The organism is Alteromonas sp. 009811495, assembly GCF_028865455.1.
Lineage (GTDB): Bacteria > Pseudomonadota > Gammaproteobacteria > Enterobacterales > Alteromonadaceae > Alteromonas.
The window spans coordinates 2056001-2080433 of record NZ_CP113972.1; the positions used below are offsets into that span (position 1 = coordinate 2056001).

Sequence of the window (24433 nt, forward strand, 5' to 3'; positions counted from 1 at the left end):
AACAGGTGGTGCATTGTTATTTATATTTTACACGCACCGCCTGCACAATCATCGTCTTCCTCTACGACCACTTCTTCTTGACGTGGCATAGGTACATTGGCTTTAGCATCAAGTGCTGAAGTGTCTGACGCACCGTCACGAGTGTTATGGTAGTAAAGCGTTTTAACACCCAGTTTATACGTTGTAAGAAGGTCTTTAAGAAGGAGCTTCATTGGCACCTTGTTACCTTCATAACGGCTTGGGTCGTAGTTTGTATTAGCAGAGATAGTTTGGTCGATAAACTTCTGCATAATACCTACAAGCTGTAGGTAACCATCGTTCGATGGAATGTCCCAAAGCAGTTCGTACTGATCCTTAAGCGTTTCGTACTCAGGTACAACTTGCTTAAGTACACCGTCTTTACTTGACTTAATGCTGATGAAACCACGTGGTGGCTCAATACCGTTTGTTGCATTAGAAATTTGAGACGATGTTTCAGACGGCATAAGCGCAGACAACGTAGAGTTACGTAAGCCATGTGTCTTAACGTCTTCACGAAGCGCGTCCCAATCGTAATGAAGTGGCTCATTACACACGCTATCAAGGTCTTTCTTGTAGCTGTCGATTGGCATAATGCCTTGCGAGTACGTTGTTTCATTAAACTTAGGACACGCACCTTTTTCTTTCGCAAGATTGTTTGATGCTTTGAGTAGGTAATACTGCATTGCTTCAAACGTGCGGTGAACCAGACCATTAGCACTGTGATCAGAGTATTTAACACCGTTTTTAGCTAGGTAGTACGCGAAGTTAATTACACCTACGCCTAATGTACGTCTACCCATTGTTGCATTGTAAGCCGCTGGAACAGGATAGTCTTGGTAATCTAATAAGTTATCAAGTGCACGTACCGCCAGGTCTGCTAGTTCTTCGAATTCGTCTAACGATTCGATAGCACCTAAGTTAAATGCTGATAGCGTACACAGTGCAATTTCACCGTTTTCATCGTTAACATGCTGAAGCGGTTTAGTAGGTAGTGCAATTTCAAGACAAAGGTTACTTTGACGAACAGGGGCAACTTCTGGGTTGAACGGGCTGTGTGTATTACAGTGGTCAACGTTTTGAAGATAAATGCGACCTGTGCTAGCACGCTCTTGCATGAACAAGCTAAACAGTTCCATTGCTTTAATTTGCTTTTTACGAATGCTGTCGTCGTTTTCGTATTTAACGTAAAGCTCTTCGAACTTGTCTTGGTCAGCGAAGAACGCATCGTACAGGCCTGGTACGTCTGATGGGCTAAACAATGAAATGTAGCCGTCTTTCATCATGCGCTGATACATGAGTTTGTTGAACTGAACACCATAATCTAGGTGACGCACACGGTTTTCTTCAACACCGCGGTTGTTCTTAAGTACCAATAGTGATTCAACTTCCATATGCCAAATAGGGTAGAACAAGGTAGCAGCGCCACCACGAACACCGCCTTGAGAGCAGCTTTTAACCGCTGTTTGGAAGTACTTATAAAAAGGAATACAGCCAGTATGGAAGGCTTCACCACCACGGATAGGGCTACCTAGCGCACGAATGCGACCTGCGTTAACACCGATACCTGCGCGCTGGCTCACGTATTTAACAATAGCACTTGCTGTTGCATTAATTGAGTCAAGGCTGTCACCTGTCTCAATCAATACGCATGAGCTGAACTGACGAGTAGGGGTACGAACACCCGCCATAATAGGCGTTGGTAGTGACAATTTGAATGTTGATGCGGCATCGTAAAAACGGCGAATGTAGTCCATACGTACGTTTTTATCATAATTTGCAAACAAACATGCCGCTACAAGAATGTACAGGAACTGAGCACTCTCATAGATCTCGCCAGTAACGCGGTTTTGAACAAGGTATTTACCTTCCAGCTGTTTTACGGCTGCATAGCTGAAGTTCATATCACGCCAATGATCGATATACGTATCCATCTCAGCAAACTCTTCAGCAGTGTAATCTTCTAACAAGTGTTTGTCGTATTTGCCGGCATCAACCATTTTGGCAACATGATCGAAAAGCGCTGGTGGCTCGAACTGTCCATAAGCTTTTTTACGTAGATGGAAAATCGCTAGGCGAGCCGCTAAATATTGGTAATCAGGCGCATCAGTAGAGATAAGATCTGCGGCAGACTTAATTAGCGTTTCGTGGATTTCACTGGTGTTGATACCGTCAAAGAACTGAATTTGTGCTTTTATTTCAACTTGTGAAACAGAAACATTATTTAGTCCTTTTGCCGCCCATGTGACGACTTTGTGGATTTTCTCTAAGTCGATGGACTCTTTTTCACCATTTCGTTTGGTGACAAATAAGTTGTTGTTCATGTTACTGGCCGTATGTCTGTTAGCGCTTGATGCGTGGGCTATGCTGCCCATTATCATTTATAATTAATTTTTTAATGCGCATGCTGTTGGTCTGGTTTTTACAGATCTAACAAAAGCACACACAAAAGCGGCCTAGACTAATACCGAATAAAGATATGAAGTAGAGACTGCTTATATATTTCTTGTATTGCTTGTTTATTTCAGCGGAGTCGAATGGCGCATCTCTGCGCGATCTGTTTTGATTCCGTTAATTGATCTTGGGATCACGTGCTGAATTAAACACAAGATAGTGAGGTTTTGCCTCGATTGCAACCCAATATCTGGTGGTATTTCAAGCACTCAAACTGGCATGAAATTTACGTTAGTAACAACTAACTTTTTAGCGTTCTACAAGCGTAAAATATCGGGATTGCAAGCGTTTTTGCTAAACTGATTTCGAAAAAAATTAATTTATTCTTAGAAACTCGTTTTTATAAAAACACGATATATGGTGTTTAAAATATCACCATGACCCAATATGTTGTGTTAATTTATTTTGAATACACTGTATATAGTAGGTGCACAACAATGTGCATCTACTATTATCTGTACCCTTGGATACGTCTAATCTTGTGCAACGGTATACAGTAAGTAGTTTACGTCTACATTGTTGGCAGAAAGATAAAAACCTTGAGAGATCGGATCCATATGAAGCCCTGTCATATCGCGAGGCAAAAGACCTGCCTGATCTGTCATCGCCATAAGCTCTGATGGTTTAATAAATTTGCTGTGTTCGTGGGTGCCTTTAGGGACGAGTTTAAGAATATATTCTGCACCAAGGATGCCCATTAAATAAGACTTCAGGTTTCTATTGAGTGTAGAAAAGAACACATGGCCACCTGGCTTAACTAACTTTGCGCATGCCATAACAACTGAAGCGGGGTCGGGTACGTGTTCTAGCATTTCCATACAAGTGACAACATCAAATTTACCAGCATTATCTTGCGCGAACTGTTCAGCGGTTGAACAAACGTAAGCTACTTTTATTCCCGATTCTAAACCATGAAGTTTAGCGACTTCTAATGACGCCTCAGCCATATCAAGACCTGTTACGGTAGCACCCGCTTTAGCCATTGATTCGGCAAGGATACCGCCACCACATCCAATATCGATAACCTGTTTACCAAACAAACCCTCACTGTGCTGATTGATGAAATCAAGTCGAAGCGGGTTAATTAAATGAAGCGGTTTAAATTCGCCTTCGGGATCCCACCAGCGTGAGGCGAGCTCAGAAAATTTATTAATTTCTTGTTGGTCGACGTTTGTCATAGGTAAAACAATCCTTAACTTCTCTCTTATTAACATATCGCAATTTGGCGGCGTGTTTTACTGTTTTTAGTTATAAAACTGCTTTTTCTGTATCTGTCTGAACGAAAAATAATCGCTTGCCTTTTTGTTGATTAATAAGCGTAATTAAGCGCTACATAATTCTGTCATCAAGTGGTACACTCGAAGCAACATTATGACCCACATAATAATAACCATGCGCGCCCAAGAGCCGCTTTCACAATTGCTGTAAAGTGGCTGCAATGGATAACGCAGAACAAACTAAGATAAAGGGATTAAGCAGTTTATGTCTGATAACGCTAAAGAAATCCTCCCCGTTAATATTGAGGAAGAGTTAAAAAACTCGTACCTCGATTACGCGATGAGCGTTATTGTCGGGCGAGCATTGCCTGATGTAAGAGATGGCTTGAAGCCAGTGCACCGTCGTGTGCTGTTCGCTATGAACGAACTGAAAAACGACTTTAACAAGCCGTATAAAAAATCTGCCCGTGTGGTAGGTGATGTTATCGGTAAATACCACCCTCATGGTGATTCTGCTGTATACGACACTATTGTTCGTATGGCGCAGCCTTTCTCACTGCGTTACATGCTTGTAGACGGACAGGGTAACTTTGGTTCAGTTGATGGTGACTCGGCAGCTGCAATGCGTTACACCGAAGTACGCATGGCAAAAATCGCTCATGAACTGCTAGCCGATCTCGACAAAGAAACTGTTGATTTTGTGCCAAACTATGACGGCACAGAACATATCCCAGAAGTATTGCCTACTAAGGTGCCAAACCTGTTAGTAAATGGTTCATCTGGTATTGCGGTTGGTATGGCGACAAATATTCCGCCTCACAACCTGACTGAAGTTATCAATGGCTGTGTTGCGCTTATCCAAGACCCATCAATTACCATTGATGATTTGATGACGTATATTCCAGGTCCAGATTTCCCAACAGCTGCAATGATTAGCGGCCGTAAAGGTATTGAAGATGCATACCGCACCGGTCGTGGTAAAATCTATCTACGTGCTAAAGCAGAAATTGAGACTGACAATAATGGCAAAGAAACCATTGTTGTAAACGAAATTCCTTACCAGGTTAACAAAGCGCGTCTTATTGAGAAAATTGCTGAACTGGTAAAAGAAAAGCGTATCGAAGGCGTTTCTGCACTGCGCGACGAGTCTGATAAAGACGGTATGCGCATTGTTATTGAAGTCAAACGCAACGAATCTGCTGAAGTACTGCTTAACCATTTATATGCCAATACACAGTTGCAAACAGTATTCGGCATCAACATGGTTGCGCTAGATAACGGTCAGCCCAAGGTATTTAACCTTAAAGAAACACTTGAAGCGTTTATCCTTCACCGTCGTGAAGTGGTTACTCGCCGTACTGTGTTTGAATTGCGTAAAGCCCGTGACCGTGCACACATCTTAGAAGGTCTTGCAATTGCTCTTGCGAACATCGACCCAATTATCGAGTTGATTAAAGCATCGCAAAGCCCAGCAGACGCGAAGAAATCGCTTGTTGCACAGGGTTGGGATTTAGGTGACGTAGCGCAAATGCTAGAGCGTGCTGGCGATGATGCAGCGCGTCCTGATTGGCTAATGCCTGAATTTGGTATTCGCGACGGCAAGTACTATCTTACTGAGCAACAAGCACAAGCTATTCTTGATCTACGTCTACATAAACTGACGGGTCTAGAACATGAAAAGATTTTAGAAGAATATAAGCAACTTCTAGAAATCATCGCTGAACTACTTCATATCCTAAACAGCCCTGAGCGTTTGATGGAAGTAATTCAAGAAGAACTTGAAAAAGTACGTGATGAATTTGGCGACGAACGCCGTACAGAAATTACTGCAGCAAGCCACGATATCGACATTGAAGATCTTATCGAACAAGAAGATGTAGTGGTTACACTGTCTCGCGAAGGCTATGTTAAGTATCAGAAATTAACTGATTACGAAGCGCAGCGTCGCGGTGGTCGTGGTAAGTCGGCGACGAAGATGAAAGATGAAGATTTCATCGAGCGATTACTTGTTGCAAATACGCACGACCACATTTTGTGTTTCTCTACACGCGGTCGTTTGTATTGGTTAAAAGTGTATCAGTTGCCGTTTGCAAGCAGAAATGCGCGCGGACGCCCAATCGTGAACATTCTTCCACTTGAAGAAAACGAACGTATTACTGCTATTCTTCCAATCAAAGAGTTTGAAGAAGGTAAGTTTGTACTGATGGCTACGGCTAACGGTACCGTGAAGAAAACAGATCTAAGCCTATATTCTCGCCCACGTTCAAGCGGTATCATTGCAGTTAACCTTAATGAAGGCGATGAGCTAATTGGTGTAGACATCACCCACGGTGACGACGACATTATGTTGTTCTCTGACGCGGGTAAAGTGGTTCGCTTCAACGAAAAGCTTCGCGACAGCGAAACTGGCGAAGTGAAGCGCGATCCTGAAACAGGCGAAGAACTCCAAGCGCTTCGTCCAATGGGCAGAACGGCAACGGGTGTGCGTGGTATTAAGCTTCAAGACGGTCAGAAAGTAGTTTCTCTTATCGTACCGAAAGGCGATGGTCCAATCTTAACGGCCACTGAAAATGGTTTCGGTAAGCGTACGCCGCTAGAAGACTACCCAGCGAAGAGTCGTGCGACACAAGGTGTAGTATCGATTAAAGTCTCTGAGCGTAATGGTAAAGTTGTTGGCGCTGTGCAAGTGGACGAAAGCAACGAAATTATGCTTATCAGTGACCAGGGTACACTAGTGCGTACCCGCGTAAGCGAAGTATCGGTTGTAGGCCGTAATACACAAGGTGTTCGTTTGATACGTACCGTTGAAGGTGAACATGTAGTTGGTCTACAGCGCATCGAAGAAGTTGAAGAGTTACAAGAGTTTGATGAAGACGGTAACCTGATAATTTCTGAAGATGCATCTGAACAAGCAGAAACTGCAGTTCAAGAGCAAGAAAACGCCGCACAAGACGGCGATAGCTCAACGACAGAAGAGTAGGGGTAGCGCGCGACATTAACGTACGCGCATTATCAGTGTTCTTTCAAACAAGCGGCTTAAGCCGCTTGTTATTTTTACAGGTGTTGAAAAACGCAATGAAAGAGGTTTTTAACTTTTGCGCAGGCCCTGCAATGCTTCCAAAGGAAGTGATGCAAAAAGCCCAAGCTGAATTCACAAACTGGCGCGACTTAGGCTGCTCAGTAATGGAAGTAAGCCACCGTGGCAAAGACTTCATTGAAATAGCGGCAAAGGCGGAGCAAGATCTTCGTGACCTATTGTCAGTGCCATCTAATTATCACGTACTGTTCACGCATGGTGGCGGTCGTGGTCAATTTGCTGCTGTGCCGCTAAACCTTTCCAGTTCAAGCGACACTAGCTTACATTTAGTAAGTGGCTCTTGGTCAAAAGGCGCAGTTGAAGAAGCTGAGAAGTACAACAACGCAGTGGTGGTAGGTAATGTTACCGACAAAGATGGCCTACAGTACGTTGCTAATCCCTCACTAAGTGATATTGACCAAACCGCAGCCTATTATCATTTTTGCCCTAATGAAACTGTAGACGGTATTGCCTTTGATTGGCTACCTGAAGCAGGCGATGTACCGTTAGTGTCTGATATGTCATCTACCATACTATCGCAACCTATTGATGTGGCGAAACACGGTGTCATATACGCAGGTGCACAAAAGAACATTGGTCCTAGTGGTTTATCAGTGGTTATTGTTCGCGACGATCTGGTAGGAAAAGCACGTAAGGAAACACCGTCTATTTTCGACTATGCGCTAGCGGCAAAATCTGACTCAATGTATAACACACCACCAACATTTTCGTGGTATTTGGCAGGCCTTGTATTTGAATGGTTAAAAGACATGGGCGGTGTAGACGCAATGGCCAAACGCAACAGCGAAAAAGCGGCGTTGCTGTATTCAGCCATTGATAGCTCTGACTTTTATTCAAGTAAAGTTCACCCAGACAATCGTTCGAAAATGAATGTGCCTTTCCATTTGGCAGATCCTGAGCTCGACAAGCTATTTTTAGCGCAATCTCAAGACGCTGGGCTGCTCGCGCTAAAAGGGCATCGTTCGGTAGGGGGCATGCGTGCCAGTATTTATAATGCAATGCCGGTTGAAGGCATTGTGGCGCTAGTTGAATTTATGCGCGAATTTGAAAGAGTGAATGGATAAAATGGAGCAGTTAACATTAGACCCGATTGCAAAGGTATCGGGAGAGGTCAATGTACCTGGCTCAAAAAGCTTGTCTAATCGTGCATTGTTACTTGCGGCACTGGCAGAAGGCCAGACAGAACTAACGAACCTGTTAGACAGTGATGACATTTCACATATGCTGAATGCCCTGACCAAGCTTGGTGTCAGCTATGAGCTGAATGAAGACAAAACACGTTGTGTCGTACAAGGTAACAATGGGGCTTTTGACGTTGCAGAACCCCTTGAGTTATTTTTGGGCAATGCGGGTACAGCAATGCGCCCCCTATGTGCGGCACTTGCGGCAAGTAATGTTGATACTGTGCTTACTGGTGAGCCTCGCATGGAAGAACGCCCGATTGGTGATTTGGTTGATGCACTACGCGAGGCCAATGCCGATATTACTTATTTGAAAAATGATGGTTTTCCACCACTTCAAATAAAAGGTAAAACGCTAAGCGGCGGCGAAATGTCAGTTGACGGAAGTGTTTCAAGCCAGTTTTTGACAGCCCTGTTGATGGCTGCGCCACTTTTCACTGGTGACGTGGTTATTCGTATCAAAGGTGAACTTGTCTCTAAGCCTTATATTGATATCACATTAGATACGATGGCCAAATTCGGAGTATCGGTAGATAACGATAATTACCAGACATTTACCATATCGGGCGATGCAAAGTACGTTGCGCCCGGTAAATTTATGGTTGAAGGTGATGCATCATCAGCGTCTTATTTTCTAGCCGCTGGCGCAATTAAAGGTGGCACGGTACGCGTAACTGGTATAGGCCAAAATAGCATACAAGGTGACATTCGTTTCGCTGATGTGCTTGAAGCGATGGGCGCAAAGGTAGTGTGGCACGATGAATACGTTGAAGTGACGGGCGCACCACTTAAAGGGGTTAATATGGACATGAACCATATTCCAGATGCGGCCATGACCATTGCTACAACAGCTTTGTTTGCAGAAGGTCCAACGACCATGACAAACATCTACAACTGGCGCGTTAAAGAAACAGACCGACTAAATGCCATGGCGACAGAACTTCAAAAGTTAGGTGCCAAGGTTGAAGAAGGGCACGATTACATAACAGTATGGCCAACTGACCAACTTAAGCATGCAGAAATCGATACGTATAATGACCATCGCATTGCAATGTGCTTCTCGTTAGTGGCACTAAGTGATACGCCGGTGACTATTAACGACCCAGCCTGCACGCGCAAGACGTTCCCTGACTACTTCACACGATTTAAGACGCTTTACAGTGCGTAACGTCGCTACTAGGGCACCCGAATAGCGCTAATATAAGCGCATTTCAGTGTGACTCTGTATCAAAATTAGTCAAATGTACAATGCCACCTTGTTCAGGTGGCATTGCTTATCTTGAAGTAAAGCGTATAATTGCGCGCGATTTTTGTAATTAGATGATGGAGCAGGTATGCATTCCACACCCGTAGTCACGGTTGACGGTCCTAGTGGTGCTGGTAAGGGTACGTTAAGTAGCTTATTAGCAAAGAAATTAGGGTGGCACTTTTTAGATAGCGGAGCAATATACCGCGTACTAGCAGTTGCCGCACTACACCACGACCTTCCGTGTGATGATGAAGAATGTGTTGTTCCTCTTGCAACCGGTCTCGACGTAAGTTTTGAGACGAATGAAGAAGCAACGCGCATCATTTTAGAAGGCGAAGATGTCACTGACGATATTCGCACTGAAGATGTAGGCGCAGTGGCTTCAAAAGTAGCAGCACTACCAAGAGTGCGTGAAGCACTGCTTCGTAGGCAGCGTGCATTCCAACAAGACCCTGGTTTGGTGGCAGATGGTCGCGACATGGGTACGGTGGTTTTCCCAGATGCGCCGGTTAAGATTTTTCTTACCGCAAGCGCTGAAGCCCGTGCTGAGCGTCGCTATAGCCAGTTGAAAGCTAAGGGCATGGATGTTAATATTGCGCGCCTTTTAACCGATATCAAGGCAAGAGACGAGCGTGATACACAACGCGCGGTTGCCCCTTTGGTACCGGCACAAGATGCTGTAATTATTGATTCAACGGACTTGGATATTGACCAAGTCTTTGAAAAAGCGATGGATATTATTTCCTCACGCCTTTAACAGACGAGAGCTGATCGCATCCAAAGCAGTGTTGCTACAGGAAGTGGCGACTAATTTTAATAACCCCACGTTATCCGGATTAGAAGCGTGGATATCAACTTAAAAGTTTATTTGAGACTTATGACTGAAAATTTTGCACAACTTTTTGAAGAAAGCTTACAAGAACTAGAAACACGCCCTGGTTCAATTGTAAAAGGTACTGTTGTTTCTATCGACAAAGACATCGTTCTTGTTGACGCGGGCTTGAAATCAGAAAGTGCTATCCCAGCAGACCAATTTAAGAACGCTGAAGGCGAACTAGAAATCGCTATCGGTGACGAAGTAGACGTAGCACTAGATGCAGTTGAAGATGGTTTCGGTGAAACTATCCTATCTCGCGAAAAAGCGAAGCGTCACGAAGCGTGGGTTGAGCTGGAAAAAGCTTACGAAGATAAAGTTACTATCAAGGGCGTTATCAACGGTAAAGTTAAAGGCGGTTTCACTGTTGAAGTTAACAGTGTACGCGCGTTCCTTCCTGGTTCACTAGTAGACGTACGCCCTGTACGTGACACTACTCACCTAGAAGGCAAAGAGCTTGAATTTAAAGTTATCAAGCTTGACGCTAAGCGTAACAACGTTGTTGTTTCTCGTCGTGCAGTTATCGAAGCTGAAAGCAGCCAAGAGCGTGAATCACTTCTTGCTAACCTTGAAGAAGGTCACGAAATCAAGGGTATCGTTAAGAACCTTACTGACTACGGTGCGTTCGTTGACCTTGGTGGCGTAGACGGTCTACTACACATCACTGATATGGCTTGGAAGCGCGTTAAGCACCCAAGTGAAATCGTGAATGTTGGTGACGAAATCAACGTTAAAGTACTTAAGTTCGACAAAGAGAAGCAACGTGTTTCTCTTGGTATGAAGCAAATGGGCAACGATCCATGGCAAGAAATTGCTTCTCGTTACCCAGAAGGTACTAAGATCAACGGTCAGGTTACTAACCTTACTGATTACGGCTGCTTCGTTGAAATCGAAGACGGCGTTGAAGGTCTTGTACACGTTTCTGAAATGGATTGGACTAACAAGAACATCCACCCATCTAAAGTTGTTAACCTAGGTGACACTGTAGATGTAATGGTTCTTGAAATCGACGAAGAGCGTCGTCGTATTTCTCTAGGTCTTAAGCAGTGCATTGCTAACCCTTGGGAAACTTTTGCTGAGTCACACGAAAAAGGTGACAAAGTGTCTGGTAAGATCAAGTCAATCACTGACTTCGGTATCTTCATCGGCCTTGACGGCGGCATCGACGGTCTAGTTCACCTTTCTGACATCAGCTGGAACAAGTCTGGTGAAGACGCGGTTCGCGACTACAAGAAAGGCGACGAAATCTCTGCAGTTGTACTACAAGTCGACCCAGAGCGTGAGCGTATCTCTCTTGGCGTTAAGCAAATCGAAGAAGATCCTTTCAACAAGTATCTGACAGATAACAAGAAAGGTGCTATCGTTACTGGTACAGTAACAGCAGTTGATGCGAAAGGCGTTACTGTAAACCTAGCTGAAGAAGTTGACGGCTACATCCGCGTTGCAGATCTTGCTGTAGAGCGTGTTGAAGACGCAACAGAAGTAGCAAGCGTTGGTGATAGCATTGAAGCGAAGTTCATGGGCGTTGACCGTAAGAACCGCACTGTTAACCTATCTGTTAAAGCGAAAGATCAGGCTGACGAGAAAGAAGCTATCGATAAAGTTAACCAACAAGAAGATGTTGGTTTCGCTAACGCGATGGCAGAAGCATTTAAAGCTGCTAAAGGCGAATAATGCTTTTGTGGGTGTGCAAATGCACACCCAATTCGCGATAGCTGTTTAAACAATAATATTGACAATGAGGTTAAGCATGACCAAGTCTGAATTAATTGAACGGCTCGCGGATCAAGCGCGTCATATTCCTGCGAAGGAACTTGAACTGGCCATTAAAGAGCTTCTAGAGCAGATGGCGCAAACTTTACAAAAAGGTGAGCGTATCGAGATTAGAGGTTTTGGCAGCTTTTCTCTTCACTACCGTGCGCCACGCGTAGGTAGAAACCCGAAAACGGGTGAAACAGTAAAGCTTGACGGTAAATATGTACCGCACTTTAAGCCAGGGAAAGAGCTTCGTGAAAGAGTAGATGCGTCAATTGCATAAAAATTTTAAAAGCCGCTGAAAAGCGGCTTTTTTAATACATCCAAGTCCAATCTAACATCCAATAGCAGCGTGAAAATAACGCGGCTTTACTATTTTATTAACATTAATTTTCCATCAAAACATCATCTTGGTTGCTTTTTATACTTTTGTTTAGTTGACTTTGTCTATTGACGGGTAGATTAATACGGTTATATATTATCCAGATAATAATAAAACGGTATTAGTAGAAGTAATGTCAGCCGGCGACGAACAATCAATTATTAAGCAATATCAGCCGCTCATACGTGCTTTAATCCCCTATGAACAGCAAAACAGACTGTTAGAGGGGATAAACAAATTCTCAAAAAGACTCCCAAGTAGCGTAAGGAAAGTTGTCAAAGAGGAAGTGGTACGGTTAACGTCACTTACTGATGCGCCTGCTGATAACTCTGCCTTTGCACAATTCCCTGTAATGAAGTTTAAGCACTTTGGTGTTCAGATGCGCTTAGACAAAGTAGGGGCTCAAATACTTAAAAACGAAACATCACTTTATCAAGACAGATACACCGTGGGTGTTTTTGAATCGGTGATGAATTCTGACTTTTACCAGTCGCAGATAAAGAAAGAGCAATTCAAAAAGATTGTCGATGCATTTAATGTTGAAAGCCAATCATTCACCGATATTGATTTTGGTGATGATATCGCGATTCGGCCGAATTTCACGCTTGCGTCGGCTCAATTCGAAAAGGGCAGGCACTGTGCAATAAGCTCGCTGTCATACAAAGGGTTCTCCCTAGAGACCAAGCGCCCACCTAATGCAAGCACTGGCGATAAGCTTACCTTTACCTTGCCCGAAATAGCTGGACTTACAAAAGAACCAACAGACGTAACGCTAGAGTTAGAGTCGGTTAAATACAACAAGCATTTAGGTAAGTATGAGTCGAGTTTTGTTTTTCCTGATGACCTTGACCCTGCGCTAGTTACCGCGTTAAAGCGCTACGTCAGTATTACGGCTTACAAGCAACCATTGCAGCGTGATTTAGAAATTGAGCGCGCCATGCAAGAACTAGAGCGCGATCGCATTTTAGAAAATAGCCCATGGCTTCCGGTTTTTCTAGCACCGAACAAAACATCGCTAAAGCCAGTTATTGCGCTTTATACTAAAGCTAACGTGGAACACAATAACTCGACCAAAGCGCTGGCAAGTCTGCAAGATAAGCCCATTTTTGCGACCTTGGTTGAAGAACTGAGAAAATACAACGAAGCGTATGTATTTCACGGTAATATCAAGACAAAAAGTGGCAATATTCAAATCACCGCCACGCATCGTCAACTACTCGCGCTCGGTCAATTAAATGCGCTCGTGTATTTGTTGGCAAAAAGCGAGGATTTTATTTGTACTCATTGTCGCTTAGATGAAGTGAGTAAACAGGATAAAATCAAAGCTTTCGCCATTCACGACATCGCAAGCAGGGACTTCGAGCATTTAGCACAAATTACTCACGTGCTTTATTGTAAAGATGTCACAAACTATCTCAGTAATTTATCGTTGCTTGCTAAATGTGATTTTAAGCCTTTGTCCAAGACGTTAAAAGCCAGTGGAAAGAACTGGCAAATTGATTATGTTATGGAGGAAGACTTAGATAGGCGCTGCGAAACGCGATATTTAATGGATAAGGCTGCGTCAATTAAAACAGGGTTGTTGTCATCAATCGATGCCCGTGTCTCTGACTTAAGTGCAAGTGGCATGAAGTTAAAAGTAGCGCCTAACAGCGATGTGCAGCAAGAAATTCGCGTTACAATACCAGACCTTAAAATTAAAGGTGAAAAGTATAAGGTAGTGCACTATGACGCTGATAATGGCGTTGTTCGTTTGTGCTTAACGGAAGACGCGCGCAAAGCCAAAGTGAGTTCCAGTGTTGATTCTATGGTCGAAGAGAACTCTGCCTATTTCAAGCTAAACGATATTGCGCGTACACAGCGCCTCACCCACCGTTTTATCTGGGAGCTGGCCGTTAGGCATATGCCTTCGCTATCGGTATTGTGCGTAATGAACCGGTTTACTCTAGATAGATTAAAAACGGTTTACCAAAGCGACGCTTCAGACGATTTATATCCGTTCTCTCGCACGCAAAACATTATCCCGCTTCATGGTTTTTTCGCAGACAAAGGGCAAGCCAAACCAAAATCTCAAATATTAGAGGCGATGTTTAAAGAAACCTCTGAGCAAGCACTTGTTGTTCACTGCGTTAGAAAAAGTGATAGCAGACTAGTTTATATCAAAGAACGTGACTTCCTTTATTCAAAGCTGCGGACACAAATCAAAAATCAACTTGATGAGAGTAAAATCCAACTCAGTGCTACGGATGTGACCGCAGTGCGCTGCCATGGCGCTACAACGCCATTGACGAAAAAGCGACTGGCACAACTTTCTAAACTCGATAAAGCCATGTACGACAAACTTGAGACAATGCAAGCAGGTTATACCCATTGCATCTTTATCACTAATATGTCGGCATTACATCACGATTTGGTTGTTGATAACCTAATAGCAAAAGCGGAAAGACCAGACACCGAGAGAGAAGGGGCGGCATAACTCGTGCTGGCTTGTTACGTATCTAGTGTAATGAGATGAACCTTCACCCTCGCTTTTTCCTATTATCTCTTTGAGCAATTTGCTATTCTTATCAATAAATCAATAAAAAGGGTTTAGTGTTGAAAGGGATCCTGACATTCATACTCATTTTAGTGCTATTAACGTTTGCATTTGTTATTGGCGCACTAAATGAATCTCAAGTAACCGTAAATTACCTTATCGCTCAAGCGAATTTACGTATGTCTACGTTAATTGCTATCACCCTAGCGATTGGGGTGGCAATTGGTGTTCTGGTTATGCTGGTAGGTTGGCTGCGTTTGCGTGTACAACTTATGGCAGCACAAAATAAAATTCAGCGATTGGAACAACAACACTAATGCTTGAACTGCTGTTTCTACTTTTGCCTGTTGCGGCTGGATACGGTTGGATAATGGGCCGAAATAGTGTCCGCCAAGCGCAAAGAAAACAGTCAAGTATTCTCTCTAAACACTATTATAAAGGGCTGAATTTTCTTTTATCTGACCAGCCCGATAAAGCTGTTGATACACTCATTAAAATGATCAACGTCAATAGCGACACGGTCGAAACGCATATTGCGATGGGCAGCTTCTTTCGTCATCGAGGGGAAATTGACCGCGCAATTAAAGTGCATCAAAACCTAGTTAGCCGCGATGAGCTTCAACCTGCACAACGTGAAAATGCGTTAAGAGAGTTGGGGCACGATTACACGCAAGCCGGATTTCTCGAGCGCGCTGAAAATGCATTTCTGCAATTACTTAATAGTGAAAAGCATTACCTAGTCGCACAGCAGCAACTATTCAGTATTTACCAAACCACCAAAGAATGGGAGCGCGCAATAGAGCTAGCTGAGCGTATGGTTCAATGTCATGGCGACAATGATGAGGTTTGTGAGCGTTTAGCCCATTTTTATTGTGAGCAGGCTGCGGTTGAGCTTAAAAATGAAAGCCAAGGCGCCGCATTGACCTTACTGCAAAAAGCCGTGAATGCAGACGAACATGCCGTAAGGCCTTGGCTTATGCTGGGCGAAATCTCACTTAACCAGAAACGCTATACCGATGCCAACGCGTATTTCACACAAGTGGCAGAAAGGGATATTAATTGGTTCAGCGAAGCAGTACCTAGTCTCGAAAAAATCGCTGAAGAAACTGGAGACTGGGAAGCGTTTCAACAAAACTTGGAAGCACACTGGCAAGAGTGCGCCACATCCTATTTGGCAATGGTTGATGTATTACTTAAACGTGGCGACACGGCACAAGCGGCAGAATATTTACTTGAACAGTTGCGCAAGCGTCCTACCATGCGCGGTTTCAAAACGCTAATGGGCTTATACATCGACCAACTGTCAGATCAAACGACGGCCGACAGCTTGCGGTTGTTAAAAGAACTGGTTGAAAAACAAATGTTACAACGCCCCAAGTATCGTTGTAACAGCTGTGGCTTTTCTGGTCGTAAACTATACTGGCTATGCCCCAGCTGCAAAAAATGGGGCGTAGTGAAACCAATTAAAGGGCTAGACGGAGAATAATTAAACATGCACGACCCACGCGTTATTGTTGCTTTAGACTATGACAACAAAGACTCTGCATTTGCTTTTGTAGATAAGCTAGATCCTAGCTTATGCAAATTGAAAGTGGGCAAGGAAATGTTCACATTATTCGGTCCTGAATTTGTTAAAGCACTTATTGCTAAGGGCTTTGATGTTTTTCTCGATCTTAAATTTCACGACATCCCCAACACAGTGGCAAAAGCGTGTAAGGCCGCCGCAGAGTTGGGTGTTTGGATGGTGAATGTTCATGCATCTGGCGGTATTCCTATGATGCAAGCCGCTAAAGAAGCAATTGCTAATAGTAGTCACCCATCAACTAAGCTTATCGCTGTGACCGTACTTACTAGTATGGACGAGTCGCAATTAGCTGATGTAATAAGCAATGTGACACCAGAAGAGCAAGTACTGCGGTTAGCAAACTTAACTGCGCAAGCGGGCCTGGATGGTATTGTTTGTTCAGCGCAAGAAGCACAGGCATTGCGTACAAAACACAGCGACGACTTTCTGCTTGTTACGCCAGGTATTCGCCCACTTGGTGCTGATGTGGGCGATCAAAAAAGAGTAATGACGCCGCCTGACGCAATAAAAGCAGGCGTGAATTATCTAGTAATGGGAAGACCCATTACTAAAGCTGAAGATCCCATTGCCGTGTTAAAAGCAGTAAATGCCTCTATAAGCGCATAGCAAATCTTTTAACCACATAAAAAAGCTCGGAATGTGAAAACATATCCGAGCTTTTTTTTTAGTTGAGTAACGTCTAGTTATGTTACATCACGTTAAGCAGGCGTTATTCGCCTTTAAGTGCTGCTTCAGCTGGCGTATACGTAAGACCTAGTTCAGCGCCTAGTGCATCTACAACGGCTTTGTACGTCACTTTACCTTCGTGAACATTCAGACCGTTAAGTAAATGCTTGTCTTCAAGCATTGCTTTAACTGGTCCTTTATTCGCAAGGGCTAGACCAAAGGGTAAGGTTGCATTGTTAAGCGCCATTGTTGATGTGCGTGCAACGCCACCTGGCATATTAGCAACACAGTAATGTACAACATCATCAACCATGTAAACTGGATCTTGGTGTGTAGTTGCTTTTGATGTTTCAAAGCAGCCACCTTGATCAATAGCAACGTCGACCAATACAGAACCAGGCTTCATAGCTGCAATGTGTTCGCGCGTTAATAGTTTTGGTGCTGCTGCACCAGGGATCAGTACCGCACCAACGACTAGGTCAGCTTTTGAAGAATAGTGCTCAATGGCGTCTACCGTTGAGTAAACTGTTTTAACCTGACCATTGAAAATATCGTCTAGTTGACGAAGTCTTGGTAGTGAACGGTCAAGTAGAGTTACATCAGCGCCTAGGCCAAGAGCCATTTTCGCTGCGTTAATACCTACAACACCACCACCAATAACCAATACTTTACCCGGAGCTACGCCCGGTACGCCGCCTAATAGTGTTCCGCTACCACCGTGTGCTTTTTCTAGGTAATGAGCTCCGGCTTGAACAGACATACGACCTGCTACTTCACTCATTGGAGCAAGTAGTGGAAGACCACCGCGATCGTCGGTTACCGTTTCATAAGCAATACACGTTGCACCTGATTCAACAAGCAACTTTGTTTGTGTTGGGTCTGGTGCTAAATGTAGATAGGTATAAAGAGTTTGGCCTTTACGCAACATTTTACATTCGTTTGGCTGAGGCTCTTTCACTTTTACAATCATTTCAGCTTCAGCAAATACTTGCTCAGCAGTAGATGCAATTGCAGCGCCTGCTTCAACATACATTTCGTCAGTGAAACCAATTGCATCACCTGCCTTAGTTTCTACAAGTACATTGTGGCCGTGGCTAACAAATTCTTTTACGGCTGCAGGCGTTAAGCCAACACGATACTCGTGATTTTTAATCTCTTTTGGTACACCAACTAACATGCGTAATCCTCTTTTATTGCGTGAGCTTCTTAATGGCTCGTATTGATTAAATGTCATGTAAAGGCTAGTTGAGCTCTGGCCTTTAATCTATAAAGGACAAGAAACAACCGCATTAATAACAAGGGCGTTATGTCGGCGAGTATACGACAATAAAAAACGAACTATCTGCTGAAGAATGTCACTTATTGGAATATAATTTGGTGTAAGTGCTATTTTAGGAAATTTAATATGTTGGTGAAAACGCCAAAACACCTTGACCGAATAGACAGAAATATCTTGGTTCAACTACAAAAAAACGGCCGCATTTCAAACGTAGAACTGGCAAAAGAAGTAGGATTGAGTGCTAGTCCTTGTCTTGAAAGGGTTAAGCGATTGGAAAGCCAAGGCTATATTAAGGGCTATCATGCTGTGGTTGACCCGGAAAAGCTTGGTGCTGCAATGCTGGTTTTTGTTGAAATTACGCTGACGAAAACATCTGTCGATATCTTTGCAGAATTTTCTGCTGCGGTTAAGTTACACGACGACATCCAAGAATGTCATCTTGTGTCTGGCGATTTCGACTTTTTATTGAAAGCACGTGTTGCTGACATGGGTAGCTATCGCAAGTTGCTAGGTGACACCTTGTTGCGCTTACCGGGAGTGAGCGAATCTAGAACCTATGTTGTAATGGAAGAAGTTAAGAGTACGTCGTCTTTGCGTATTAACTTGAAGTAACGAAAGCATGGCTGAACTATTACGTTTTGTGGTAGGCTGTGCAAAAATACAGTGTTTGTATTTCTCCTAAGGATAAGGCTGGATACAAGACACATTAAAGCTTAATAAAAGAGCAATACGATAATAATAAGTAAGGAACACAGAAGGTTCGCTAAGCCTTTTGTCACTGTGTTTAGGTTACTTGTCTGGTTACCAAATTGACAAGTACCCCGTTAATTGAAGGTTTTTAGGGTTATGGCGCGATTAACAGGAGTTCAGCGAGTGTGGGAAGCAGGCATGATAATAGCCTGTGTTTTCGCTTTTTTCTTATTGCTGGCACTTGCATCTTTTCATCCAGGCGATCCAGGCTGGAGTCAGGCAGGATTACAACTCGATGTCCACAATTGGGTTGGTGCAACGGGAGCTTGGATAGCTGATTTACTATTGTTCACATTTGGCTATCTTGCGTATTTATTGCCATTCGGCGCAGCCTTTCTAGGCTGGTTCTTGTTTCAACACATCAAAGAGTTGGACGAATTTGATTATTTAACTATTGGCCTTCGTATTGTCGGCGGCTTGTTGATGGCGCTAGGCACAACAGGTATCGCGAGCATTAATTTTAACGATGTATTTAATTTTTCAGCAGGCGGTTTTGTTGGTGACGTAATTAGCTCTGCATTGGTCCCGTATTTCAACACGGCCGGCACTATTTTGCTCCTTCTGTGTTTCTTTTGCACTGGGTTTACGCTGTTAACCGGGGTCAGTTGGTTAACAATAGTAGACAAGGTAGGAGAAGGAACACTTTGGTTATTGAAGAAACTCATTAGCGCCCCACAGAGCTTACTTGCGCTTGAGATGCCAAAGTTAGCATTGGCGAACAAGAATGAAGAGCAACATTCGCCTAGCGAACTTGATATAACGTCAATGCGCGCCGAGCCGCCAGTAGAAGATGTGAGCGAAGCGCAGCAGCAACCTAAAAAGACAGAACGCAACGCTGTTCGAAGTGAGCCTACATTTTCAGTTGAAAGCGCTATTGAAGAACCACCGTTCTATGCATTTGATGATGAAACAAATGCGTCTTCATCGACAAGTAATGAGGCTGATGATCTCAACGAAGGTGATGCACCAAAGAAAGCGAGCTTTTCGTTTGCGAGTATGCGTGAAGCGGTAACAGGCGGCATCAAAGACAAGGTCGGTCTTGGTAAAACTCATGAGCCAGTCCAAGCGAATGAGGCGGAAAAAGATGTAAACGCGCAGCAAAGCCCTCATATCAATTTTGACGACTTGGCAGAATTTGATGAAGATATGCCGTATGAAACTGGCACAAAACCCGAAGTTTCAACGCAACCTGCCCAGCATCATGACGATGCTAATTATGTGGAAAAAGACATTAAGCCCACCGAGCAGCACGTTGCGCCAACCACGCCTGTCGAACAGAATTTTGCGCCCGCGGCGCTCGGTGCAAAACCGGTTAAAGCGAGGGCAGGGGAGATCGATCCTGATTTACCGCCAATGCCTTCATTTGACCTTCTAGAGCGCGCTGATAAACACGAAAACCCGTTAACGCCTGAAGAAATTGAAGGTATCTCACGACTAGTAGAAGAAAAGCTCGCTGATTTTAACATTGAAGCTACCGTTGTGGGCGTATTCCCAGGTCCAGTGATTACACGTTTTGAGCTTGACCTAGCACCGGGTGTTAAAGTGAGCAAAATAACAGGGCTGTCGAAGGATTTGGCGCGCGCCATGTCGGCGATATCCGTTCGCGTTGTAGAGGTCATTCCCGGTAAGTCGGTCATTGGGCTTGAACTTCCAAACAAGAAACGAGAAATGGTGCGCTTAAGCGAAGTCATTAGCTGTGACACATTCCAATCTAATAAGTCACCACTAACGATGGTCCTAGGCGCTGATATCTCCGGTAAACCAGTAGTAGTTGATTTAGCGAAAATGCCACACCTGTTAGTTGCAGGTACTACGGGGTCTGGTAAATCAGTGGGCGTGAACGTGATGATCCTGAGTTTGCTTTATAAGAGCACGCCAGAAGACGTTCGCATGATCATGATTGACCCTAAAATGCTTGAGCTTTCTGTATATGAAGGTATTCCGCATTTGTTGGCCGAAGTTGTGACGGATATGAAAGAAGCGGCTAATGCGCTTCGTTGGTGTGTCGGAGAAATGGAACGACGCTACCGTTTGATGAGTGCGCTTGGCGTGCGAAATCTGAAAGGCTACAACGCCAAAGTGACCGAAGCCATTGCCAACGGCACGCCAATAAAAGATCCGCTATGGAAGAGTGAAGAAAGTATGGACGCAGAAGCGCCCGACTTAGAGAAACTTCCAGCGATTGTCGTTGTGGTTGATGAGTTTGCCGACATGATGATGATTGTGGGTAAAAAAGTAGAAGAACTTATTGCGCGTATCGCTCAAAAAGCGCGTGCAGCTGGGATTCACTTAATTCTTGCAACACAAAGACCGTCTGTTGACGTCATCACGGGCTTAATTAAAGCAAACATTCCAACTCGTATCGCGTTTCAGGTTTCAAGTAAAATAGACTCTCGAACTATATTAGATCAGCAAGGCGCAGAGACCCTACTAGGAATGGGAGATATGCTTTATCTACCACCTGGAAGCCCAGTACCTACGCGTGTACATGGCGCGTTTGTTGACGATCATGAAGTACATGCCGTAGTAGCCGATTGGCAAAAGCGTGGAGAGCCAGAGTACATCGATGAGATTCTAAACGGCGAAGCCTCTGCAGAGGTGCTATTGCCGGGTGAGCAACCTGAAGGTGAAGATCAAGAGTTCGATGCGTTTTATGATGAAGCCGTGGCTTTTGTGACTGAAACAAGACGCGCTAGCGTCAGTAGCGTACAGCGTAAATTTAGAATTGGTTACAACAGAGCAGCGCGCTTAGTGGAACAAATGGAGATGAGTGGGGTCGTAAGTGCACAGGGACATAACGGTAATCGCGAGGTACTCGCGCCACCAGTCCACAAAGAGTAGACACGGAGTAGAACGATGAAACAAGCCGTATCAGTGTATTTTGTAAGTGCTTTGGCATTAGCGTGCTCGAATACCGCGTATAGCGCTTACGAGATTAGCGATGAACATTCAATTACTCCTTCAAGCGATGTTGAAGAACAGGTTAGTGCGGTAGCTACAAGTAGCAGTCCAGACGGTGACAGCTTGCAAGTACTATTACGGGACATGAAACAATTCCGCGCAGGTTTTGAACAAACCGTTGTTGATGCTGAGCAGAACATTGTTCATGAGGCGCAAGGCGTGCTGACTATGACTCGCCCTAATAAACTGCGTTGGGAAACCACATTTCCTGACGAAACTCTATTGATAGCTGATGGCAGTGCAGTATGGAATGTCGATTCATTTGTCGAGCAAGTTACGGTTATTTCACAAGATCAAGCAGTTAAAGATAATCCTATCGTGCTCTTAACAGCCAGTGATGCTGAAACGTGGAATAAGTTTACAATTCACAAAGTTGATACATCTAGTGTTGAGGGCGAAGCGGCTGCCCAGATGCTAAGTAGCTATCAAATAACGCCTAAAGAAGTAGGCGGGCAGATTGAAACACTGACGCTTACTTTTAACCAAGACAACAAACTGGCTGCGCTTAATATGTTGGACGCCCAACAGCAAATTAGTACGTTAGTTTTCAATAATATTGAAACGCGTTTTCCACTAGCTGCAGACACGTTCTCAGTAGACATACCCGACAGTTATATTGTGGATGATCAACGGTAGTTCTCTTCGCTAATGAATCAAGCTAATCAGGCATTTGCGCCGCTTGCAGCGCGAATGCGACCTACCTCAATCGAAGAATACAGCGGCCAAGCTCACCTTTTGGGCAACGACAAGCCTTTGCGGAAGATGCTTGAAGCGGGTCATTGTCACTCAATGATTTTATGGGGGCCTCCGGGTACCGGTAAAACTACGCTTGCTGAACTGATTGCACAATACACAAACGCATCAGTCTTGCGTATTTCGGCAGTGACCTCAGGTGTGAAAGACATTCGAGCGGCGATGGACACTGCTGAAGAAAATGCGAGGTACAATCAACGCACACTATTGTTCGTTGACGAAGTACACAGGTTCAATAAGAGCCAGCAAGATGCGTTTTTGCCGTTTGTGGAGTCGGGGGTAGTGACTTTCATTGGTGCTACTACTGAAAACCCGTCTTTTGAACTTAATAACGCATTGTTATCGCGTGTGAGGGTGTATGTGCTCAAGCCCCTTGAACAAGAAGCTCTGGACACATTAGTAGAACGGGCTTTAAAAGATGAAAACAAAGGGCTAGGACAGCGAGGCCTGAGCATTGAAGAGAATGCAAAAGCAGCGCTAATTGAGCTAAGTGGTGGTGACGCAAGGCGCTTATTGACCTATTTGGAGCTTTCTGCTGATTTTACTAATGGCGCAAGTATATCAATCGGTGATATTGAGCAGGCCGTTGGTCAAAAGGTGGCAAGCTACGATAATAAGGGCGACACCTTCTACGATTTGATCTCAGCTTTTCATAAGTCAGTGCGCGGTTCTGACCCTGATGCAGCGCTTTACTGGTACGCTAGGATCCTCGACGGTGGCGGTGATGCGTTATATGTTGGAAGGCGACTTCTTGCTATTGCGTCAGAAGACATTGGTAATGCTGACCCTCGCGCTATGCAACTGTGCATCAATGCCTGGGACACGTTTCACCGCGTTGGACCTGCTGAGGGGGAGCGAGCTATTGCACAGGCTGCGGTATACTGTGCACTTGCAGCAAAAAGCAACGCCGTTTACATGGCGTTTAATGATGCTAAAGCACTGGCGAGAAAAACGTCAGATGCCCCAGTTCCTATGCATTTAAGAAATGCGCCTACGAAATTGATGAAAGAGCTAGGCCATGGCGATGGTTATCGCTATGCACACAATGAGCCGAATGCGTTTGCTGCAGGTGAAACCTACTTTCCTGAATCTATCGGTCCACAGCGCTTTTACACCCCCAACGAGCGCGGTTTAGAAAAAGCACTAAAAGCAAAACGTGACTATCTTGATTCACTTAATGCACAAAGTAGGAATAAGCGGTAAAGTGTTGTCAAAAGGCATTGCACGCTCGTGCACTTTAGTGCCTAATAAATAAACAAAATTTGAGAAGATTGGGAGTGACATCGTGCCTCAAGGGATAGCGTTGTACTGTTTTATTGCCGCAGGCGGCGCAACAGGCGCTTGTTTGCGGTATTTTGTTACAACTACGGTAGATTCCTTATTTGGAAAACACCTGCCGTTTGGTACACTAACCGTGAATGTTGTAGGGTCGTTCGCTTTGGCGATTTTGTACGGCTTTATAGAGCGTCATGATTTGGCCGATTCGCCTTATAGAGCGTTAATTGGTGTTGGATTACTTGGCGCGTTTACCACATTCTCAACGTTCTCTGTAGAAACGTTAACTTTACTAGAAAATGGGCTATGGCAAAGAGCGATAGCAAATGTATTTCTTAACGTTGGCGCCTGCTTGTTAGCAGGGTGGCTAGCAATTGAATTAATGAAAGGATAATTAGAAA

Annotated in this window: 18 protein-coding genes; 15 read left to right on the forward strand and 3 right to left on the reverse strand. The window is 44.2% G+C overall.

From position 1 onward, the window contains the following. Window positions 1-20: 20 nt before the first annotated feature. Complete coding sequence (nrdA, locus tag OZ660_RS09440; protein WP_274743331.1) at window positions 21-2342, reverse strand: class 1a ribonucleoside-diphosphate reductase subunit alpha; 2322 nt, start codon at window positions 2340-2342, stop codon at window positions 21-23. A gap of 603 nt (window positions 2343-2945) precedes the next feature. After that, window positions 2946-3650: a bifunctional 2-polyprenyl-6-hydroxyphenol methylase/3-demethylubiquinol 3-O-methyltransferase UbiG gene (gene ubiG, locus OZ660_RS09445; protein WP_274743332.1), complete on the reverse strand. Its 705-nt coding sequence runs from the start codon at window positions 3648-3650 to the stop codon at window positions 2946-2948. Between the two features lie 304 nt (window positions 3651-3954). Between ubiG and gyrA the strand changes: the two genes are divergently transcribed. From gyrA to pyrF, 10 genes are all read left to right on the forward strand, one after another. Continuing rightward, window positions 3955-6669, forward strand: a complete 2715-nt coding sequence (gyrA, locus tag OZ660_RS09450) for a DNA topoisomerase (ATP-hydrolyzing) subunit A (protein ID WP_274743333.1) — start codon at window positions 3955-3957, stop codon at window positions 6667-6669. Window positions 6670-6764: 95 nt separating this feature from the next. Next, entirely contained in the window at window positions 6765-7850 is a 1086-nt protein-coding gene (serC, locus tag OZ660_RS09455; protein ID WP_274743334.1) for a 3-phosphoserine/phosphohydroxythreonine transaminase, read from the forward strand. A gap of 1 nt (window position 7851) precedes the next feature. Then, on the forward strand, window positions 7852-9135 hold the full coding sequence (gene aroA / locus OZ660_RS09460; RefSeq protein ID WP_274743448.1) for a 3-phosphoshikimate 1-carboxyvinyltransferase: 1284 nt from the start codon (window positions 7852-7854) through the stop codon (window positions 9133-9135). Window positions 9136-9301: 166 nt separating this feature from the next. After that, entirely contained in the window at window positions 9302-9973 is a 672-nt protein-coding gene (gene cmk, locus OZ660_RS09465) for a (d)CMP kinase (protein WP_159624682.1), read from the forward strand. Between the two features lie 120 nt (window positions 9974-10093). Continuing rightward, window positions 10094-11764, forward strand: a complete 1671-nt coding sequence (gene rpsA / locus OZ660_RS09470) for a 30S ribosomal protein S1 (RefSeq protein ID WP_159624680.1) — start codon at window positions 10094-10096, stop codon at window positions 11762-11764. A 76-nt stretch (window positions 11765-11840) separates the two neighbouring features. Further along, window positions 11841-12128, forward strand: a complete 288-nt coding sequence (gene ihfB, locus OZ660_RS09475; protein ID WP_014949641.1) for an integration host factor subunit beta — start codon at window positions 11841-11843, stop codon at window positions 12126-12128. Between the two features lie 232 nt (window positions 12129-12360). Continuing rightward, complete coding sequence (locus tag OZ660_RS09480; RefSeq protein ID WP_274743335.1) at window positions 12361-14703, forward strand: PilZ domain-containing protein; 2343 nt, start codon at window positions 12361-12363, stop codon at window positions 14701-14703. 116 nt (window positions 14704-14819) lie between these two features. Then, window positions 14820-15080 (forward strand): LapA family protein, encoded by a 261-nt coding sequence (locus tag OZ660_RS09485; protein ID WP_232369740.1) that lies wholly within the window; start codon window positions 14820-14822, stop codon window positions 15078-15080. Further along, on the forward strand, window positions 15080-16249 hold the full coding sequence (gene lapB, locus OZ660_RS09490; protein WP_159624674.1) for a lipopolysaccharide assembly protein LapB: 1170 nt from the start codon (window positions 15080-15082) through the stop codon (window positions 16247-16249). Before OZ660_RS09485 ends, lapB begins: the two co-directional genes overlap by 1 nt. Before the next feature lie 6 nt (window positions 16250-16255). Further along, window positions 16256-16954 (forward strand): orotidine-5'-phosphate decarboxylase, encoded by a 699-nt coding sequence (gene pyrF / locus OZ660_RS09495; protein WP_202265626.1) that lies wholly within the window; start codon window positions 16256-16258, stop codon window positions 16952-16954. A 103-nt stretch (window positions 16955-17057) separates the two neighbouring features. Here pyrF and ald read toward each other — a convergent pair whose 3' ends face one another. Then, window positions 17058-18191, reverse strand: a complete 1134-nt coding sequence (gene ald, locus OZ660_RS09500; RefSeq protein WP_159624671.1) for an alanine dehydrogenase — start codon at window positions 18189-18191, stop codon at window positions 17058-17060. 228 nt (window positions 18192-18419) lie between these two features. On the opposite strand from ald, the gene lrp reads away from it, so the two are divergent. The 5 genes from lrp to crcB all read left to right on the forward strand — a co-directional run bounded on the left by lrp (window position 18420) and on the right by crcB (window position 24426). Then, window positions 18420-18905, forward strand: a complete 486-nt coding sequence (lrp, locus tag OZ660_RS09505; RefSeq protein ID WP_274743336.1) for a leucine-responsive transcriptional regulator Lrp — start codon at window positions 18420-18422, stop codon at window positions 18903-18905. A gap of 234 nt (window positions 18906-19139) precedes the next feature. Beyond that, the gene (locus OZ660_RS19870; RefSeq protein WP_342455362.1) at window positions 19140-21884 is read left to right on the forward strand and encodes a DNA translocase FtsK; all 2745 of its coding nucleotides are present in this window, start codon (window positions 19140-19142) and stop codon (window positions 21882-21884) included. Between the two features lie 15 nt (window positions 21885-21899). Continuing rightward, window positions 21900-22640 carry an outer membrane lipoprotein chaperone LolA gene (gene lolA / locus OZ660_RS09520; RefSeq protein ID WP_274743337.1) on the forward strand — a complete coding sequence of 247 codons (741 nt, stop codon included), beginning with the start codon at window positions 21900-21902 and terminating at the stop codon, window positions 22638-22640. 12 nt (window positions 22641-22652) lie between these two features. Beyond that, the gene (locus OZ660_RS09525; RefSeq protein WP_274743338.1) at window positions 22653-23960 is read left to right on the forward strand and encodes a replication-associated recombination protein A; all 1308 of its coding nucleotides are present in this window, start codon (window positions 22653-22655) and stop codon (window positions 23958-23960) included. Between the two features lie 82 nt (window positions 23961-24042). Beyond that, entirely contained in the window at window positions 24043-24426 is a 384-nt protein-coding gene (gene crcB / locus OZ660_RS09530) for a fluoride efflux transporter CrcB (protein WP_202265634.1), read from the forward strand. Window positions 24427-24433 lie beyond the last annotated feature (7 nt).

Excerpts from the sequence above, each read along its gene's own strand:
- nrdA (WP_274743331.1), bottom strand. The coding sequence starts at position 2,342 with ATGAACAACAACTTATTTGTCACCAAACGAAATGGTGAAAAAGAGTCC.
- ubiG (WP_274743332.1), bottom strand. The coding sequence starts at position 3,650 with ATGACAAACGTCGACCAACAAGAAATTAATAAATTTTCTGAGCTCGCC.
- gyrA (WP_274743333.1), top strand. The coding sequence starts at position 3,955 with ATGTCTGATAACGCTAAAGAAATCCTCCCCGTTAATATTGAGGAAGAG.
- serC (WP_274743334.1), top strand. The coding sequence starts at position 6,765 with ATGAAAGAGGTTTTTAACTTTTGCGCAGGCCCTGCAATGCTTCCAAAG.
- aroA (WP_274743448.1), top strand. The coding sequence starts at position 7,852 with ATGGAGCAGTTAACATTAGACCCGATTGCAAAGGTATCGGGAGAGGTC.
- cmk (WP_159624682.1), top strand. The coding sequence starts at position 9,302 with ATGCATTCCACACCCGTAGTCACGGTTGACGGTCCTAGTGGTGCTGGT.
- rpsA (WP_159624680.1), top strand. The coding sequence starts at position 10,094 with ATGACTGAAAATTTTGCACAACTTTTTGAAGAAAGCTTACAAGAACTA.
- ihfB (WP_014949641.1), top strand. The coding sequence starts at position 11,841 with ATGACCAAGTCTGAATTAATTGAACGGCTCGCGGATCAAGCGCGTCAT.
- OZ660_RS09480 (WP_274743335.1), top strand. The coding sequence starts at position 12,361 with ATGTCAGCCGGCGACGAACAATCAATTATTAAGCAATATCAGCCGCTC.
- lapB (WP_159624674.1), top strand. The coding sequence starts at position 15,080 with ATGCTTGAACTGCTGTTTCTACTTTTGCCTGTTGCGGCTGGATACGGT.
- pyrF (WP_202265626.1), top strand. The coding sequence starts at position 16,256 with ATGCACGACCCACGCGTTATTGTTGCTTTAGACTATGACAACAAAGAC.
- ald (WP_159624671.1), bottom strand. The coding sequence starts at position 18,191 with ATGTTAGTTGGTGTACCAAAAGAGATTAAAAATCACGAGTATCGTGTT.
- lrp (WP_274743336.1), top strand. The coding sequence starts at position 18,420 with ATGTTGGTGAAAACGCCAAAACACCTTGACCGAATAGACAGAAATATC.
- OZ660_RS19870 (WP_342455362.1), top strand. The coding sequence starts at position 19,140 with ATGGCGCGATTAACAGGAGTTCAGCGAGTGTGGGAAGCAGGCATGATA.
- lolA (WP_274743337.1), top strand. The coding sequence starts at position 21,900 with ATGAAACAAGCCGTATCAGTGTATTTTGTAAGTGCTTTGGCATTAGCG.
- OZ660_RS09525 (WP_274743338.1), top strand. The coding sequence starts at position 22,653 with ATGAATCAAGCTAATCAGGCATTTGCGCCGCTTGCAGCGCGAATGCGA.